Here is a 16,599-nt window from a genome sequence, read left to right on the forward strand (position 1 = left end):
GCACTTTGAACCTCCGAAGTGCAGGCTGCTTTTCAATACCGAAAGAGCCGCCGAAACCCGTCCTCCCGAATCGCCAAAGTGCAGGCTGCTTTTGCTATAATACCGCTTCTTCCGTCACCCTTCGGACTTCCCCATGAAATGGTTTTCCCGTTTTGCCACCATCAGCAGAATCGTTTACCGCTACGGCCTGCGCGATATGCTCCTGCCCCACGTCCATGCCGACTGGCTGCGCCACATCGTGCGCAGGCTGCCTGCTTCCGCGCAATTCGCCAACCAGCCCCTGCCCGTGCGCCTGCGCTTGGCGTTGGAAAACCTCGGGCCCATTTTCGTGAAGCTCGGCCAGGTGCTCTCCACCCGCCCCGACCTGCTTCCGCCGGACTATGCCGCCGAATTGGCCAAATTGCAGGACAAAGTGCCGCCGTTTGACGCCGAATTGTCACGCCGCCAAATCGAACAGTCGCTGGGCAAGCCGATTGAAGAACTGTATGCCCGCTTCGACCCGCAGCCCGTTGCCAGTGCTTCCATCGCCCAAGTGCACCGCGCCGCCCTGTTCAGCGGTGAAGAAGTGGCCGTGAAAGTGTTGCGCCCGAATCTGACAAAAGTCATCGAACAGGATTTGGCGCTGATGCGTTTTGCCGCAGGCTGCATCGAGCGCCTATTTGCCGACGGCAAGCGGCTGAAACCGCGCGAAGTGGTGGCCGAATTCGACAAATACCTGCACGACGAACTCGATTTGATGCGCGAAGCCGCCAACGCCAGCCAGTTGCGCCACAATTTCATCGACAGCGACATGCTCATCGTGCCGCAGGTGTATTTCGATTATTGCAGCCGCGAAGTTTTGACCATCGAATGGATGGACGGCACGCCCATTTCCGACATCAACCGCCTGAAAGAACAAGGCATTGATTTGCAGAAACTCGCCCAATACGGCGTGGAAATCTTCTTCACACAAGTGTTCAAACACGGCTTTTTCCATGCCGACATGCACCCGGGCAATATTCTCGTCGCGCCGGACGGCCGCTATATCGCGCTGGATTTCGGCATTGTCGGCAGCCTGACTGAATACGACAAACGCTATTTAGCCATCAACTTTCTGGCCTTTTTCAACCGCGACTACCACCGCGTCGCCACCGCACACATCGAAAGCGGCTGGGCGCCTGCCGACACCTGCGCCGAAGACTTGGAAGCCGCCGTGCGCACCGTGTGCGAACCGATTTTCAACAAACCGCTGGCGGAAATTTCCTTCGGCATCGTGCTGATGCGCCTGTTTGAAACCAGCCGCCGCTTCCATGTGGAAATCCAGCCGCAGCTGGTGCTGCTGCAAAAAACGCTGCTGAACATCGAAGGCCTCGGCCGCCAGCTCGACCCGCAACTGGATTTGTGGCAAACCGCACGGCCCTTCCTCGTGAAATGGATGGACAGCCAAATCGGCGTGCGCGCCCTGTGGCGCAACCTGAAAAACGAAGCCCCCGACTGGGCGGAAATCCTGCCCAGCCTACCGCGCAAAATCAGCTCGCTGGTCGATGAAAAACGCCGCCACGAAATGCGCGACGCATACGCCCACCTGATTGCCACGCAGCGCCGCCAAAATTTCTGGCTGGCCGCCATTGCACTGATTTTGCTGGTGTCGGTTTTACTGAAATAACGCCGCAGCGGCAACGCCCGCCCGAAAGCAGCCTGCACATCCGGCCACAGTGCCGTGGAATGAATTTTTTACGCGGATAAGATAAAATTTATTCGATAGACAAATCATTCGTTTAACATTATCCTTTGTGCAAAGCGCTGCCGTTTGCAAAAGCAGCCTGCACTTTATACCTATTTGATTTTAAGAAAGAATCACTATGAGCGAATACCTGTTCACTTCCGAATCCGTATCGGAAGGACACCCCGACAAAGTTGCCGACCAAATTTCCGATGCGATTTTGGACGCGATTTTTGCCCAAGACCCGAAAGCGCGCGTGGCCGCCGAAACGCTGGTGGCCACCGATTTGTGCGTTCTGGCCGGTGAAATCACCACCACCGCCAAAGTGGATTACGAAAAAATCGCCCGCGAAACCGTGCGCAAAATCGGTTACAGTGACCCGAAACTGGGCTTTGCCGCCGACACGTTCAAGCTCATTTTGAACTACGGCCAACAATCGCCCGACATCGCGCAGGGCGTGAACGAAGGCGAAGGCGTGGATTTGAACCAAGGTGCAGGCGACCAAGGCCTGATGTTCGGCTATGCCTGCGATGAAACCCCCGCGCTCATGCCCTTTGCCATTTACTACAGCCACCGCCTGATGCAGCGCCAAAGCGAAGTGCGCAAAAGCGGCCTGCTGCCCTGGCTGCGCCCCGATGCCAAAGCGCAATTAACCGTTGCCTACGACAGCGAAACCGGCCAGGTAACACGCATCGACACCATCGTCCTCTCCACGCAGCACGATGAAAACGTGTCGCGAGAAGAATTGATTGCCGCTGTGAAAGAACACATCATCGCGCCCGTGCTGCCCAAAGAGCTGATTACGCCCGAAACCAAATACCACATCAACCCCACCGGCAATTTCGTCATCGGCGGGCCGCACGGCGACTGCGGTTTGACCGGCCGCAAAATCATTGTCGATACTTACGGCGGCGCAGCTCCGCACGGCGGCGGCGCATTCTCCGGCAAAGACCCCAGCAAAGTGGACCGTTCCGCTGCCTATGCCGGCCGTTATGTGGCCAAAAACATTGTGGCCGCAGGCTTGGCGACCCAATGCCAAATCCAGATTTCCTACGCCATCGGCATTGCCGAGCCGACCTCCATTGCCATCGATACCTTCGGCACGGGCGTTTTGAGCGAAGAAAAACTGATTCAACTGGTGCGCGAACACTTCGACTTGCGCCCCAAAGGCATTATCCAAATGCTGGATTTGCTGCGCCCGATTTACAGCAAATCCGCCGCCTACGGACATTTCGGCCGTGAAGAACCCGAGTTCACCTGGGAACGCACCGACAAGGCTGCCGCCCTTCGCGCCGCCGCAGGGCTGTAACGCCTGAAATATCAAGTGCAGGCTGCTTTTGAACGCACTCAAAGCAGCCTGCACTTTATCTGTTAAAATACGTCCGTTTTCATTGGCTTTCCACACGATTATTGATTTTATGAAAAATATCCGCAATTTCTCCATCATCGCCCACATCGACCACGGCAAATCCACTCTCGCCGACCGCTTCATCCAACACTGCGGCGGCTTGGAAAACCGCGAAATGAGTTCGCAGGTTTTGGACAGCATGGACATCGAAAAAGAGCGCGGCATCACGATTAAGGCGCAAACCGCCGCGCTGAACTACAAAGCTAAGAACGGCGAAACCTACCTGCTGAACCTGATTGACACCCCGGGACACGTCGATTTTTCCTACGAAGTGTCGCGCAGTCTGTCCGCCTGCGAAGGCGCGCTGTTGGTGGTGGACGCATCGCAGGGCGTGGAAGCGCAAACCGTGGCCAACTGCTACACGGCGATTGATTTGGGCGTGGAAGTCGTGCCCGTGCTGAACAAAATTGACCTGCCCGCCGCCGACCCCGACCGCGTGGCGCAGGAAATCGAAGATATCATCGGCATCGACGCGGTGGGCGCGGTCACCTGCTCCGCCAAATCCGGCTTGGGCGTGGAAGACGTGCTGGAAGAAATTGTGGCCAAAATCCCCGCGCCCGAAGGCGATGAAGATGCGCCGCTGCAAGCCGTGATTATCGATTCGTGGTTCGACAACTATGTCGGCGTGGTGATGCTCATCCGCGTGAAAAACGGCCGTCTGAAACTGAAAGACAAAGTACGCTTCATGTCCACCAAGGCCGAAAGCCAAGTGGAACAGCTCGGCGTGTTCACCCCGAAATCGGTAAACAAACAAGAGCTTAAAGCAGGCGAAGTGGGCTTTTTGATTACCGGCGTGAAGGAGCTGGGACAGGCCAAAGTGGGCGATACGGTAACGCTGGTGCAAAACCCCGCTTCCGAGCCGCTGCCCGGCTTCAAAGAAGTGCAAAGCCAAGTGTTCGCCGGCCTGTATCCCGTGGAAAGCCACGATTACGAAGCCCTGCGCGACGCGCTGGAAAAACTGCAACTCAACGACGCTTCGCTGAAATTCGAGCCGGAAGTGTCGCAAGCATTGGGTTTTGGCTTCCGCTGCGGCTTCTTGGGTTTGCTGCACTTGGAAATCGTGCAGGAACGCTTAGAACGCGAATTTGACATGGATTTGATTACCACCGCGCCGACTGTCGTTTATGAAGTGATTCTGAAAAACGGCGAAAAAATCGACGTGGAAAACCCGTCCAAACTGCCCGACATCGCCACCATCGACACGATTATGGAGCCGATTATCACCGCCACCATCCTCGTGCCGCAGGATTACGTCGGCAACGTGATGACGCTGTGCAACCAAAAACGCGGCGTACAGCGCAATATGCAGTACATGGGGCGGCAGGTGATGCTGACCTACGATTTGCCGATGAACGAAGTAGTGATGGATTTCTTCGACAAACTCAAATCCACCTCGCGCGGCTACGCTTCTTTGGACTATGAATTTAAAGAGTTTATGCCGTCCGACCTCGTGAAACTGGACATTATGGTGAACGGCGACAAAGTGGACGCGCTGAGCCTGATTGTGCACCGCCAAACCTCCGTGCAGCGCGGCCGCGAACTGGCGGCGAAAATGCGCGAACTCATCCCGCGCCAAATGTTCGACATTGCCGTGCAGGCTGCCATCGGCGGGCAGATTATCGCCCGCGAAAACGTGAAGGCGCTGCGCAAAAACGTATTGGCGAAATGCTACGGCGGCGATATTACGCGTAAGAAAAAACTGCTGGAAAAACAAAAAGCCGGTAAAAAACGCATGAAACAGGTGGGCAATGTGGAAATTCCGCAGAGCGCGTTTCTGGCGATTTTGCAGGTGGGGGATAAGTAAGGCAAAAGCAGCCTGCACTTTGGGAATGAAAGTGCAGGCTGCTTTGAACGTCCGCCCCGTTTTTACCAAACCATTATCCATATTGCCCCATATTCAGGAGTCCCCATGAAATCCTTATTACCGATTGCCGCCGGTTTGGTTGCCCTATCCGCGTGTTCCCCTTTCGACCAGGCACTATTGTCCCCCAATGCCAGCTTTTTAAACGGCCAAAAAGTGGGCAGCGTGCCGCGGGAAAAAAGCGTTACATTTGTCGGCTCACAAACGAATGAATACGGCGAACGTATGCCGGTTTATCCGGAATCCTCCAGGAGTGCCCATAAAATCCTTCACGTCTCTCCGCCCCCGCAATTTATCTTTGCCGCATGCGACGGTGCAAGGGGCCGTGGCCGCCAAATGGTGGAGGGCGATTTTCAGGCAGGGAAAACGTATCAACTGTATTGCAACCTACACTATGACGACCGCTATAAAATCGTTGCCCGCGAAGTCCCAAACGGCACAACCATGAATACGAATCATGTGATGAACATTTATTATCAAAACGGGCAACCCACCGATGCCAACCGCATACGGTTTGTATCTACCGGGGCGGCGGACAGTGGCTTTTTGGAAAAAATCGGTTTGTATTGGCACGATAAGATGCGTATTTTGGGCTGGAACGGCAAACTTTCAGGCACCGCAGAGCTGGCTGCCCCCGCAAACCGCGTGATTGTGCATTGCTACCATCCGTTAAAATTCGAAATGGTCGATGTGAAAAGTGATTTTCAAGCCGGAAAAACCTATCGCTTGGATTGCAAAATGGGCGACGACAAACAAATGTCCGCTTTTATTGCGGAAGTGATGTAACCGATTGGATAACGGCAAGCTGAAAAAGCAGCCTGCACCCGCTATTTAGAAAGGCATGAAAATGAAAAAACTCTTCCTGACCCTATTCTTTCTCTCCGCCGCTTCCGCCCATGCCAGCCATGTGTACGAAGACATCGACAGAATCTGCACCTATCAAGACTTGACCGCCCAAAACAGTCGGCCGAAGCAGTCGGTGTGCGGCTGGTCGCAATGGGAAAGTTCGCATGTGTACGATAAACAGCGCGGCGGCTATATGGCGGGCAACGGCGAAGCATACCGCCTGCCGGGTGGCAAAACCGTTACCTTCTCCTACGAAGCCTTCATGAAATCGGAAGGATCAGGACCGGAAATAGGCAAATGGACACATTCCCCCAAACAGATGAACGGCAGGGCTTACCGAACGACACAACGCCAAATTCAAGGCAAACACTGGACCTGCCACCGTTCGGCAACGGAAGAATTGTGCGTGCAGGCTGCTTTTTAAGGCAGATACCGCCATTCAAAAGCAGCCTGCACCCTATAACGCAAAACGGCCGACAGCGGGCATCCCTTCTGTCGGCCGTTTTGTATGGCGGGCGAGAACAGCCGCGCTATTGCATAGTGTATTGAAACACCGTCTCATTCAAACCAGTGCCGCTTTTTACGCGTTCTGAACGTCCAAACTTCCTTTTTCTCCCCACCGTCCGCCTGATAGCGGAACTCTGCGCGGTATTCGGTGTCGAAGGCCAGCGGTTTCAAGGCGAACAAGGCAAATTCGTTTTTACCCAGCAAATGGTTCGGGTCGTTTTGATGCGTGAGGATGTGGGTATCCTTCACTTCGCCATCGGGCGCGAACAATTTAAACGACACCAGCCGCACATCGCCCACCAGGCCGTAAATCGCCACGCTCACGGGGTTGCCCGTTTTTTTGTGGCCGGGCATGGGGTTCGGCACTTCCGAGCCGTCGTATTCGGGCTCAATCTGGCTGCCCACCGGGAATTTCACCACTACCGGCCACACATACAGCGGCCTTTGGGTGGGAACGCTGGTCATCACGCCTTTGCACGGGATTTTCATGATATACGGCGCGTTGCTGTTGGTGGGCGGCTGTTCGCATAGTTGGCGCAAGCGGCTGCTGCCCTGCACCACCACAAACGCGTGATGGCGGCCGTTGACCCATGCCGCGCCCGCTTCGTCGTGGCTGGGCGTGAGCAGCGCCAGACGGTGGTAAAGCGCGGTCATCAGGCTGTTGACATTGGCATTGCCCTGCCGCGCGAAATTGCCGACCGACAGGTTTTCCACCACCGGGCCGGCATAACCAGCGGCGGCGGCGCGCGTCTGCGGGTCTGCGCCCGTGAAATACGGGTTGCTGCGGTTGTGTTCGTCATGGCCTTCCGCGTCCTTGCTCAAATATTGCGCGTGTTTTTGTGCGGCCTGTTGCAGGCTGGGCGAATGTGCCAGCGGCTCCAATCCGGCCTGCCTGCGCCATAAATTCAGCTGCTCCAAACCCTGTTTGGCTTCGCGTTCGGGGTTATACCGTGCTTGCGACCAATACACGAGAAGAAGAATACCGGCCAGCAACGGCAACCAAAACCGCTGTATCCGGCGCATGGTGGATGATGATGAAGATGCGGAAGAGCGTCTGCCCATGATGTTTCCTTTTTGAAAAGCAGCCTGCACCCAGCCGTACCGCACCCGTGTGCAGGCTGCTTTTTCCGTTGATTTAAATGATTGGTGGATTCAATGCCTGCGCCCAATAACGACCGTGCAGGCTGCCCCGCATTGCCCAATACAAAAGCAGCCTGCACCCTTATTCTTCGCGGTTTTCCTGACCGCTGCGCGCCGCCTTTCTCGCTTCGCGCTCGGCTTTCCGTTCAGCTTCTTTTTTGCGGGCGGCTTTCAGCCATTCTTCCCACTGGCGCGGCGTTTCCAGCGTGATGCGGCCAATCGCGCCCTCGCGGAAATCCGTCAGCACGTTTTCCGCCGCTTTTTGGTAATTCACACGGCCGCCACCCAACAGTGCGCCGCGTTTTCGGGCAATCCATTCCAGCCAAGACGTGTCGTCCCAATGGCTGGACGGGTCTTTGTCCGCCGCATAACGCGCCTGCAACAGCGGCAGGTAATGGCGGCGCAGGTAGTCCAAAAGTTCCAGTGCCACTTCTTCTTCGTCCAGCGCGTTGCGCCCCACCGCGCCCGAAGCCGCCAGATTATAGCCCGACTGTTCCACAATGATTTTCGGCCACAACATGCCGGGCGTGTCGTAAAGCCAGAAATCGTCCGCCAAAAACAGCCGCTGCTCGGCTTTGGTGATGCCCGGCTCGTTGCCCGTTTTCGCTGATTTTTTGCCGACCATGCCGTTAATCAGCGTGGATTTGCCCACGTTCGGAATGCCGCAAATCAGCACGCGCAGCGGTTTGTCGATACCTTTTCGGTTCGGCACGAGGGCGCGGCAGGCGGCGGTGATTTTGGGCGCGGCGGATTTTTCGGAGCTGTCCAGCGCGATGGCGTTGGTCTGTTCGCGGCTGTTGAAATAGTCCAGCCACGCGGCGGTGCGTTCGGGGTCGGCCAAATCCTGCTTGTTCAGGATTTTCAGCTTTGGCTTGCCCTTGGAAAGCTGCGCCAGCAATGGGTTTTCGCTGGAGGCGGGCAGCCGTGCGTCCAGCATTTCAATCACCATATCGACGCTCTTCAGGCGGTCGGCGATGGCTTTTTTCGCCTTGTTCATGTGGCCGGGAAACCATTGGATTGCCATGTTGTTTGCCTTTCTTAAATCGGTGCGGGCGGGTGCAGGCTGCTTTCAGAAGGCAGCCTGCACTTGGGTTTATGCGCCCACGTTTTCCCACCAGTTGTGCGTTTCGCTGTCCAGAGTAAACACCTGCCCCAGCGTGGGCGTGAGCGTGGCGATGCCGCTTTGCCGGACGAGCGGGATGCTGCGGCGCACGGGTTCGTCCCACTGGTGCAGCGCAAGGCTGAACATGCCCCAATGTATCGGCATGAAGCGGCGTGCCTGCACGTCGGCTGCTGCTTGAGCGGTTTGTTCGGGGAACATGTGGTTGTCGCGCCAATGTTCGTTGTATTGCCCGTTTTCCAGCAGGGCCAGGTCAATGGGGCCGAAGCGGCGGCCGATGTCGGCAAAGTGGCTGCCGTAGCTGCTGTCGCCGGAAAAATAAATCTTGTGCCGCTCAGTTTCCAGCACGAAGCCCGCCCACAGGGTTTTGTTGAAATCGCCCATGCCGCGGCTGCTGTTGTGCCGCGCGGGCACGGCGTGAACGTGCAGGCTGCCTGAAAGTTCGGCGTGCTGCCACCAGTCCAATTCGGTAATGCGTTCTCTGGCAATGCCCCAGTGTTGCAGCAGCGTGCCCAAATTCAGTGGCACGATAAAGCGCGTATTGCTACCGACAAAGCGGCGGATGGTGGGCTTGTCCAAATGGTCGTAATGGTTGTGGCTGATGAGGATGTAGTCAATCGGCGGCAATTCGTCCAGTGCGGCGGGCGGCGGTTGGTAGCGGCGCGAAATGCCGCGTATGGGCGAAACGCAGTTGCCGAACACGGGGTCAAGCAGCAGCGTGATGCCCGACAGGCGCGCCAACACCGTGCTGTGCCCGAACCAGACGAAACGCGACGTGCCGTCGTCTTGCAGCAGCGTCTGCCAACCGGGCGTTTGGGACGGCATAGGCGCGGGCGGCGCGTATTGGGCGTAATCCAGCGTCATTGCTTTGAGCCAGCGCAACACGGTTTTGCCGCCGCCTTGCACGGGGGCTTGCGGCGGGGTCACGAAAAACCGCCCTGTGGCTGGGTCGTAATGGTCGCTGGCGGGAAGGACGGGATAGGGAAGTCGGAACATAAGGTGCGTATCGGCAGGAAAACGGAGTGCAGGCTGCCTGCAAACAGCCCAAAAATGCGCGATTATAGCAGTTTCACGCCGCAAACGCGCCCCGCACTGCCGGACTGTATTACGCAGGCGACACTAATTTGCGCTAAAATAACCGCCTTAATTTCAAGCAAGGAAATCCGAAATGAACGAGCAAAAACCCCTCATCGCCTTCCCTACCCACTTCGACCTGAAAATCATGGGCGCGCACCATCCCGATTTTGCCGCCGAAATCTTGAAAGCCGTGCAAACCCACGCGCCCGACACCACCGAAGAACATGTGAAGCTGCGCCCCAGCACGAACGGCAACTATCTGGGTGCAACCGTTACCGTGTACGCCGAAAACCAAGAGCATTTGGACAACATCTACCGCAGCGTTACCTCGCACCCGATGGTAAAAGTGGTGTTTTAACGGCCGCCCGAACGCTGAAAAAGCAGCACCAAGGGCACGCACATCGGTTGGCTGAATCAAGATTCAGACCGATGGCAGCCTGCATGCAAAATGGCAGCAAGCCCCATCGCCCCGCTAACCAAATAGCAAACAGGCAGCCTGAAACGCAGCCCAAAACAAAAAACCAAAGTGCAGGCTGCCTTTTCGCCGTTCAGCCCGCAAAAAGCAGCCTGCACCCGCACCCATCCAAAGGAAACCCCATGAACACACTCGGCATTATCGGCGGCATGTCGCCCGAAAGCACCGCCGCCTATTACCTGCACATCAACCGCCGCGTCAACCAAATCAAAGGCGGCAACCACAGCGCGCCCCTGCTGCTGCACAGCGTCGAATTCCAGCACATTGCCGACTGCCAGAAAAGCGGCGACTGGCCGCAGGCCGGCAGCCTCCTCGCCCAATCCGCCCGCACCCTGCAAAACGCCGGCGCACAAGGCATCCTGCTCGCCACCAATACCATGCATAAAGTCGCCGTCCCCATTGCCGCCGCCGTCAGCGTCCCCTTCCTGCACATTCTCGACGCCGTCGCCCAAGCCGTGCGGGTACAGGGGTTCGCCACCGTCGGCCTGCTCGGCACGCGCTTCACCATGCAGGACGGCTTCTACACCGACGGGCTGGCCGAACGCGGCATCCGCACCCTCGTCCCCGACGAAGCCGAACAGGCCGAAATCCACCGCATCATTTTTGACGAACTGTGCACCGGCCAAATCCGCGAAGACAGCAAACGCCGCTACCTGAATGCCATCGCCGCCTTGGCCAAACGCGGCGCACAAGCCGTCATCCTCGGCTGCACCGAAATCGGCCTGCTCGTGCAACAGGGCGACACCCCCGTCCCCCTGCTCGACAGCACCGAAATCCACGTGCAAAAGGCGGTGGAATTTATAGTCGATTAAAATAAAAATGAGACAAGGCGGCGAGCCGCAAGGCGTACAGGTAGTACGTTAAGGCGAGCCAACGCCGTATCATTGCAATTTTAATCGACTATATCGTGCAGGCAGCCTGAAACCCAAAAGCAGCCTGCAACCGCCCCTCTCGCGGGAGAAGGCAAACCTGAACGGGCGGCAGTAATTTCAAAGGCGGAACATGGCGTATCGCCGCCATACCCACTCTGAAAAGCAGCACCACGGGCACGCACATCGGTTGGCTGAATCACAGATTCAGACCGATGGCAGCCTGCACCCAAGATGACAGCAAATCCCAAAACTCTCCCCCGCAGGAGAGAGCAGATTGCCGAAGCCCCGCCGGTTGCCGCATAGAATGAAAAGTGCAGGCTGCTTTTTGAATTTGAATTTCGTTGAGACCCCCGCTTCCAGATATTGCCCAGAATGCCGTCTGAAAGGCAGCCTGAAAACGAGCGAAGCGAATTTCTGCGAAACTAAAACCCAAAAAGCAGCCTGCACCCCAATCCAACCCCAAACAAAGGAAACCCCACCATGAAAAAACTCCTCCTCCTCCTGCTTGCCGCCGCCATCCTGCCCGCCCAAGCCGCCGACTACTTCCTGCCGGATGCCGAATGCGACGGCAGCGCCAACGTCCGCGCCGCACCCGACACGCGCAGCAAAATCCTCGCCGAGCTGGATTCCGAAAGCCCGCAACGCAAAATCCTCGGCAGGCAGGGCAAATGGTTGCGTATCCAACTAAACGGCGGCCGCACGGGCTACGTCCACCAAAGCCAGGGCTATATCGTGCAGAACTACATTGTCGCCAGCCCCGACGGCTCAGCCAACGTCCGCCACAACGTAATAGATGAAGGCCAGCCGATTACACGGCAGTCCGAAATCCTCACCACCCTGCCCAACGGCACGCGCGCACAGATTATTCCGAAATTGAACAGGGGCGACTGGCTGTATTACACCAATCAGGGTGCCTATACCGAAAAAAACGAATACGGCAACAACGTACATATTGAGGGCTATATCCACAAAAGCCAGCTGCGCCGCGCCGATTAGACAGCCTGAAAACGAGCGAAGCGAGTTTCTGCGAAGCTAAAACGAGCAAAGCGAGTTTCTGCGAAGCCAAAACACAAAAAGCAGCCTGCACCCGCCCCCTCCAAAGGAAACGCCATGAACATCAAAAAACTAGGCAAAGCCGACTACGCCCCCACCTTTGAAGCCATGAAAACCTTCAACGCCGCGCGCACGCCCGACACCGAAGACGAAATCTGGTTGGTCGAACACCCGCCCGTGTTCACCCAAGGGCTGGCCGGCAAACCCGAACACCTCCTGCTACGCAGCGACATCCCCGTCGTCCAAATCGACCGCGGCGGCCAGATTACCTACCACGGCCCCGGTCAAGTCGTCGCCTACACCATGATTGACTTCAAACGCCGCCATGTGAGCGTGCGCAAAATCGTCTCCGCGCTGGAAAACGCCGTCATCGCCACACTGGCCGAATACGGCATCCCATCCGCCGCCGACCCCGACCGCCCCGGCGTGTATGTCGGCGAACGCAAAATCGCCTCACTCGGGCTGCGCATCAAAAACGGCGCGGTGTATCACGGCCTTGCCCTGAACGTGGACATGGATTTGTCGCCCTTCCGCCAAATCAACCCCTGCGGCTATGCCGGCATGGAAATGACCCAAATCGCCGACTATGTCCAACCCTGCCCTGCCTGGGACGAAGTGGCCGACAAACTCGCCGCCCATTTGACGCGCGAACTGGATTTTCAGGCAGCCTGAACTATGAAACCGCCTATTCTGCCGCTTGCCGTGTTCCTGCTCGCCGCCTGCCCCGCGCCGCAGGCCGCCGATAAAGCCTCAAGTCCAGCCGAAAACCCCGCCATGCCGAACGAAGCCGTTTCCATACCGCAAATGCGCGCCAACGCCGAAGAACGGCCGGCGGCCTACGATTACCATAATGCCGCCTATTGGGCATACGAACTCAAACGGCGTGGCGAACCCCTGCCGCCGCATTTGCAGAAAGTGCTGGACGAAGAGCAGTTCGTCCCCGACCAGCCCGTTTCCACCGCCTCCACCTATTACCTGCGCCCCGAACGCGTTGCAGAGCTGACCGCCAAAGCCGAAAACGGTGACCGCCGCGCCGCCGAGCGGCTATATTGGTTCTACCTGTTTGTCGGGCCGGAACCAGGCAAAACCGACCCCCAAGCCGTCGAATACTGGCGCAAAAAGGCGGGGATTGAAGAATAAGGTTTCAGGCAGCCTGCAACGAGAAACAAGCCGTTTGGCAATCGCTTTTTGGAAGCCGGCATGGTTGGGCGGAAATACCGCAGTTGGCATAACGATTGATATAGTCGATTAAAATGGCAATGATACGGTGTTGGCTCGCCTTGACGTACTATTTGTACGCCTTGCGGCTCGCCGCCTTGTCTCATTTTTATTTTAATCGACTATAAAAAGCAGCCTGCACTATGGACAAACTCCACCTTCCCCAATGGCATAGCCCCGAACACGTCCGCGACATCCTGCTCGCCCTGCCCGAAAAAAAGCGCAACCGCGCCCTATACGAGCTCATCTGGCAGTTCGACCACTATAATCCGCAAGGCGTTCTGGAAAGCGAAGCCCAGCTCGCCACCCTGCGCCTGCTCTGGCACGACCCGCGTTTTCAGGGACTGGAAAACATCGAATGCTGGCTGAGAGAAGTGCTTTATTTGGACGAAGACAACGGCTCATGGCTTGCCCTGCAACCCGAAATCGAAACGCTACTGGACGTGCTCCACCCCGAAACCTGCGGCGAATATGGCGAACACGGCGGGATGCATCACAGCGCGGCCACGCTCGAACCCTTTGTCGCCCGCATGATTGCCCGAAACACCGAAAACGCACGCTACACCGCCCGCTGCTGCCTGTATTGGAGCAAATCCCTCTGCCGCCAGCGCCCCGATTTTGACGAATGGCTGAAAAATGAAATCCGCAGGCTGCATGGGAAATAAGGCAAATGAGTGCAGGCTGCTTTTTAAATCGTGAAAAAGCAGCCTGCACATTTATATTGAGAATGTTATCTGGTTAATCTACGCACATGATATGAAAAACATATTAAATAACATTATTAATATCTAAAAATCTGTTTTAGAGATAATAAAAGTTTATTAATATTAGCTATATAAATATTATTATACTGTTATTTTAATAACTAAAAGACTTTTAGTACCTATCTGATTCCACCTTAACATATAACATATATATCAATTTCGATTATGCAAAAACGTGGATATTGGGATATTCAAAAAGCTGCATGCTGCTCAGCTAAAGTGTCGAGTTAAATTATTTGCCCTAATACTGAGTTATCTAGAAGTGGCTACGCATTATCTGCCTTTACACCAAATTTTCATATTCCAGTACACGCTTATTTATCCAATTTATCCGCCTCCATGTCGTTTCAATACAGCAACCCGAAGGTGGTTGGTCGCATATTTGTTCAAAATGGCGCGAATCAGGGTATTTCAACACACGGCCGCCTGAAGGCGGCTGACGATTAACGATGTGCGTAAAAATATCCAGCGGTTGTTTCAACACACAGCCGCCCGAAGGCGACTGGCGGTATGACAACGATTACTTTTGACGGTATCCGGTTTCAACACACAGCCGCCCGAAGGCGACTGCATCGCACAGGCGGATGGCGCTGTTATCGCCTTTGTTTCAACACGCAGCCGCCCGAAGGCGACTGTTTTTCCGCGCAGTGGGCCAGCTGCCACAAACCAGTTTCAACACGCAGCCGCCCGAAGGCGACTGTTTCGGGCAGTACGTCGCATTGGTAGCGCTGCCAGTTTCAACACGCAGCCGCCCGAAGGCGACTGTCCAAAACCATGTTGTGTGCACGCAGTTTTTCAGTGTTTCAACACGCAGCCGCCCGAAGGCGACTGGCTGTCCTCTTAAACCATGCTCTACTGCCTGAAGTTTCAACACGCAGCCGCCCGAAGGCGACTGGCGGCAAACCCAGTTCAAAAGAGAGTTCGACTAGGTTTCAACACGCAGCCGCCCGAAGGCGACTGGGGCGCAAACCGATACCCATATCGCCGTAACCCGCGTTTCAACACGCAGCCGCCCGAAGGCGACTGCCGAAAGTCTTATCCTTTCGGGGGTTTTATCATGTTTCAACACGCAGCCGCCCGAAGGCGACTGGGCAGCTGAAAGGACGAAATATGGTAACACTGGAAGTTTCAACACGCAGCCGCCCGAAGGCGACTGTCCACCTTGCCCAAACCCAAGAGCCGGGCAAACTGTTTCAACACGCAGCCGCCCGAAGGCGACTGCGGAGATTGACACCATGGCAAAAAAAACAGGGCTGTTTCAACACGCAGCCGCCCGAAGGCGACTGAGGGAAATGGTGAGCGGGATGGCGGATAAGAAACGGTTTCAACACGCAGCCGCCCGAAGGCGACTGCGCATCCATACGGATAAGGCTGTGCAAATCGACTTCGTTTCAACACGCAGCCGCCCGAAGGCGACTGGTGGTACATCGGCTATAACAAAGACATGGCGCTGGTTTCAACACGCAGCCGCCCGAAGGCGACTGTTGGACTGGCTGCGCGATTGGCTGGCGCGGATGTTGTTTCAACACGCAGCCGCCCGAAGGCGACTGCTGATGGATTTGACCTGGCCGCCGTTGCTGTGCGTGTTTCAACACGCAGCCGCCCGAAGGCGACTGTTCGGTTTGGCCGCCGTGCCTGATACCATGCGCGGTTTCAACACGCAGCCGCCCGAAGGCGACTGGCTTGATATTCGCCAAAGGGATAAGGTTGCCTTTGGTTTCAACACGCAGCCGCCCGAAGGCGACTGATGACCATCCAGAAAATCCGTGATAGAGCCGCCGCAGTTTCAACACGCAGCCGCCCGAAGGCGACTGCAAAGCGCAACCGCTGTTGCAACTGGTGCTGTGTGTTTCAACACGCAGCCGCCCGAAGGCGACTGGGCAGACCTTGCCGCATTGGAAAACATGGGCGTGGTTTCAACACGCAGCCGCCCGAAGGCGACTGTGATTGATTCGGTTAATGCGGTAATCCAAGGGGTGTTTCAACACGCAGCCGCCCGAAGGCGACTGAGCCTCTCTCAAAAGCCTTGCTCCATCAGGTTTCGCAACCCCAATTTCGCTAAGCTCTCAAGAAAAGCGCGAACGCGAGTATAACACAGCCTTTTCCGTTACACCCGCATTCGCAATATCCTGATTGTTAAAGAACAATCCCCATTCGCCAACCCTGCCGCATTTTCATGAGAACCGCAGGTTGGCGATTCACACAATCAACGTATCCTTAAACACATCCACCGCCGGTTTCGCGCCGTGGTGTTCCACTTTGCGCCGCCATTTGCTGCCCAGATGGTAAAAGCGCAGGCTGTCGGTTTCGGGGTTGTAGGTTTTCAAAAGTTTGTCTTTTAAAACAACCCACTGGTCGGGTGCGATGTCGCATTCAAACACCGAATACTGCACGCGCACGCCGTAGTCCAGACACAATTTCGCCACGCGCCGCAACCTTGCCTGCCCTTCCGCGTCTTCCAGCGAAATATCGTAAGTAATCAGCATCAGCATTTTGTATTCCCATGTGCAGGCTGCTTTATAGGTCGTCTGAAAATGTCCAACCCGTTTTCAGGCA

Annotated in this window: 15 protein-coding genes and 1 CRISPR repeat array; of the genes, 11 read left to right on the plus strand and 4 right to left on the minus strand. The window is 56.1% G+C overall.

What is annotated here, in order from left to right; all coding sequences use genetic code 11:
* Window positions 1–133 precede the first annotated feature (133 nt).
* The 5 genes from ubiB to HMPREF9098_RS02455 all read left to right on the plus strand — a co-directional run bounded on the left by ubiB (window position 134) and on the right by HMPREF9098_RS02455 (window position 6,241).
* Entirely contained in the window at window positions 134–1,645 is a 1,512-nt protein-coding gene (gene ubiB, locus HMPREF9098_RS02435; RefSeq protein WP_003781654.1) for a ubiquinone biosynthesis regulatory protein kinase UbiB, read from the plus strand.
* Between the two features lie 196 nt (window positions 1,646–1,841).
* Complete coding sequence (metK, locus tag HMPREF9098_RS02440; RefSeq protein ID WP_003781658.1) at window positions 1,842–3,011, plus strand: methionine adenosyltransferase; 1,170 nt, start codon at window positions 1,842–1,844, stop codon at window positions 3,009–3,011.
* Between the two features lie 109 nt (window positions 3,012–3,120).
* Window positions 3,121–4,914 (plus strand): translation elongation factor 4, encoded by a 1,794-nt coding sequence (lepA, locus tag HMPREF9098_RS02445; protein WP_040564201.1) that lies wholly within the window; start codon window positions 3,121–3,123, stop codon window positions 4,912–4,914.
* A gap of 105 nt (window positions 4,915–5,019) precedes the next feature.
* Window positions 5,020–5,757 carry a hypothetical protein gene (locus HMPREF9098_RS02450; RefSeq protein WP_003781662.1) on the plus strand — a complete coding sequence of 246 codons (738 nt, stop codon included), beginning with the start codon at window positions 5,020–5,022 and terminating at the stop codon, window positions 5,755–5,757.
* A 61-nt stretch (window positions 5,758–5,818) separates the two neighbouring features.
* Window positions 5,819–6,241 (plus strand): hypothetical protein, encoded by a 423-nt coding sequence (locus HMPREF9098_RS02455; protein ID WP_040564626.1) that lies wholly within the window; start codon window positions 5,819–5,821, stop codon window positions 6,239–6,241.
* Between the two features lie 134 nt (window positions 6,242–6,375).
* On the opposite strand, the gene HMPREF9098_RS02460 is transcribed toward HMPREF9098_RS02455, so the two are convergent.
* The 3 genes from HMPREF9098_RS02460 to HMPREF9098_RS02470 all read right to left on the minus strand — a co-directional run bounded on the left by HMPREF9098_RS02460 (window position 6,376) and on the right by HMPREF9098_RS02470 (window position 9,580).
* Complete coding sequence (locus HMPREF9098_RS02460; protein WP_172460029.1) at window positions 6,376–7,386, minus strand: CAP domain-containing protein; 1,011 nt, start codon at window positions 7,384–7,386, stop codon at window positions 6,376–6,378.
* Window positions 7,387–7,546: 160 nt separating this feature from the next.
* On the minus strand, window positions 7,547–8,488 hold the full coding sequence (gene ylqF / locus HMPREF9098_RS02465) for a ribosome biogenesis GTPase YlqF (RefSeq protein WP_003781668.1): 942 nt from the start codon (window positions 8,486–8,488) through the stop codon (window positions 7,547–7,549).
* 69 nt (window positions 8,489–8,557) lie between these two features.
* On the minus strand, window positions 8,558–9,580 hold the full coding sequence (locus HMPREF9098_RS02470; RefSeq protein WP_003781669.1) for an MBL fold metallo-hydrolase: 1,023 nt from the start codon (window positions 9,578–9,580) through the stop codon (window positions 8,558–8,560).
* A 172-nt stretch (window positions 9,581–9,752) separates the two neighbouring features.
* On the opposite strand from HMPREF9098_RS02470, the gene HMPREF9098_RS02475 reads away from it, so the two are divergent.
* The 6 genes from HMPREF9098_RS02475 to HMPREF9098_RS02500 all read left to right on the plus strand — a co-directional run bounded on the left by HMPREF9098_RS02475 (window position 9,753) and on the right by HMPREF9098_RS02500 (window position 13,944).
* Window positions 9,753–10,019: a YbeD family protein gene (locus HMPREF9098_RS02475; protein WP_003781670.1), complete on the plus strand. Its 267-nt coding sequence runs from the start codon at window positions 9,753–9,755 to the stop codon at window positions 10,017–10,019.
* A gap of 239 nt (window positions 10,020–10,258) precedes the next feature.
* Window positions 10,259–10,948, plus strand: a complete 690-nt coding sequence (locus HMPREF9098_RS02480) for an aspartate/glutamate racemase family protein (protein WP_003781672.1) — start codon at window positions 10,259–10,261, stop codon at window positions 10,946–10,948.
* Window positions 10,949–11,488: 540 nt separating this feature from the next.
* Complete coding sequence (locus HMPREF9098_RS02485) at window positions 11,489–12,004, plus strand: SH3 domain-containing protein (RefSeq protein ID WP_003781679.1); 516 nt, start codon at window positions 11,489–11,491, stop codon at window positions 12,002–12,004.
* Window positions 12,005–12,118: 114 nt separating this feature from the next.
* Complete coding sequence (lipB, locus tag HMPREF9098_RS02490; protein ID WP_003781680.1) at window positions 12,119–12,733, plus strand: lipoyl(octanoyl) transferase LipB; 615 nt, start codon at window positions 12,119–12,121, stop codon at window positions 12,731–12,733.
* Between the two features lie 3 nt (window positions 12,734–12,736).
* Window positions 12,737–13,201 carry a hypothetical protein gene (locus tag HMPREF9098_RS02495; protein ID WP_003781681.1) on the plus strand — a complete coding sequence of 155 codons (465 nt, stop codon included), beginning with the start codon at window positions 12,737–12,739 and terminating at the stop codon, window positions 13,199–13,201.
* Between the two features lie 221 nt (window positions 13,202–13,422).
* The gene (locus HMPREF9098_RS02500) at window positions 13,423–13,944 is read left to right on the plus strand and encodes a hypothetical protein (RefSeq protein WP_003781684.1); all 522 of its coding nucleotides are present in this window, start codon (window positions 13,423–13,425) and stop codon (window positions 13,942–13,944) included.
* Window positions 13,945–14,451: 507 nt separating this feature from the next.
* A CRISPR array of direct repeats spans window positions 14,452–16,052; the repeat unit is 31 nt; unit sequence GTTTCAACACGCAGCCGCCCGAAGGCGACTG.
* A 189-nt stretch (window positions 16,053–16,241) separates the two neighbouring features.
* Here HMPREF9098_RS02500 and cas2 read toward each other — a convergent pair.
* Complete coding sequence (gene cas2 / locus HMPREF9098_RS02505) at window positions 16,242–16,535, minus strand: CRISPR-associated endonuclease Cas2 (RefSeq protein WP_003685729.1); 294 nt, start codon at window positions 16,533–16,535, stop codon at window positions 16,242–16,244.
* Between the last annotated feature and the right edge of the window lie 64 nt (window positions 16,536–16,599).

This window comes from Kingella denitrificans ATCC 33394 (assembly GCF_000190695.1).
Classification (GTDB): Bacteria; Pseudomonadota; Gammaproteobacteria; order Burkholderiales; family Neisseriaceae; genus Kingella_A; species Kingella_A denitrificans.

What these genes read in the sequence shown, in the direction of transcription:
- lipB (WP_003781680.1), top strand. Translation starts at nt 12,119, where the DNA reads ATGAACATCAAAAAACTAGGCAAAGCCGACTACGCCCCCACCTTTGAA.
- HMPREF9098_RS02450 (WP_003781662.1), top strand. Translation starts at nt 5,020, where the DNA reads ATGAAATCCTTATTACCGATTGCCGCCGGTTTGGTTGCCCTATCCGCG.
- HMPREF9098_RS02480 (WP_003781672.1), top strand. Translation starts at nt 10,259, where the DNA reads ATGAACACACTCGGCATTATCGGCGGCATGTCGCCCGAAAGCACCGCC.
- HMPREF9098_RS02495 (WP_003781681.1), top strand. Translation starts at nt 12,737, where the DNA reads ATGAAACCGCCTATTCTGCCGCTTGCCGTGTTCCTGCTCGCCGCCTGC.
- HMPREF9098_RS02475 (WP_003781670.1), top strand. Translation starts at nt 9,753, where the DNA reads ATGAACGAGCAAAAACCCCTCATCGCCTTCCCTACCCACTTCGACCTG.
- ylqF (WP_003781668.1), bottom strand. Translation starts at nt 8,488, where the DNA reads ATGGCAATCCAATGGTTTCCCGGCCACATGAACAAGGCGAAAAAAGCC.
- lepA (WP_040564201.1), top strand. Translation starts at nt 3,121, where the DNA reads ATGAAAAATATCCGCAATTTCTCCATCATCGCCCACATCGACCACGGC.
- HMPREF9098_RS02500 (WP_003781684.1), top strand. Translation starts at nt 13,423, where the DNA reads ATGGACAAACTCCACCTTCCCCAATGGCATAGCCCCGAACACGTCCGC.
- HMPREF9098_RS02485 (WP_003781679.1), top strand. Translation starts at nt 11,489, where the DNA reads ATGAAAAAACTCCTCCTCCTCCTGCTTGCCGCCGCCATCCTGCCCGCC.
- ubiB (WP_003781654.1), top strand. Translation starts at nt 134, where the DNA reads ATGAAATGGTTTTCCCGTTTTGCCACCATCAGCAGAATCGTTTACCGC.
- HMPREF9098_RS02470 (WP_003781669.1), bottom strand. Translation starts at nt 9,580, where the DNA reads ATGTTCCGACTTCCCTATCCCGTCCTTCCCGCCAGCGACCATTACGAC.
- HMPREF9098_RS02455 (WP_040564626.1), top strand. Translation starts at nt 5,819, where the DNA reads ATGAAAAAACTCTTCCTGACCCTATTCTTTCTCTCCGCCGCTTCCGCC.
- metK (WP_003781658.1), top strand. Translation starts at nt 1,842, where the DNA reads ATGAGCGAATACCTGTTCACTTCCGAATCCGTATCGGAAGGACACCCC.
- cas2 (WP_003685729.1), bottom strand. Translation starts at nt 16,535, where the DNA reads ATGCTGATGCTGATTACTTACGATATTTCGCTGGAAGACGCGGAAGGG.
- HMPREF9098_RS02460 (WP_172460029.1), bottom strand. Translation starts at nt 7,386, where the DNA reads ATGGGCAGACGCTCTTCCGCATCTTCATCATCATCCACCATGCGCCGG.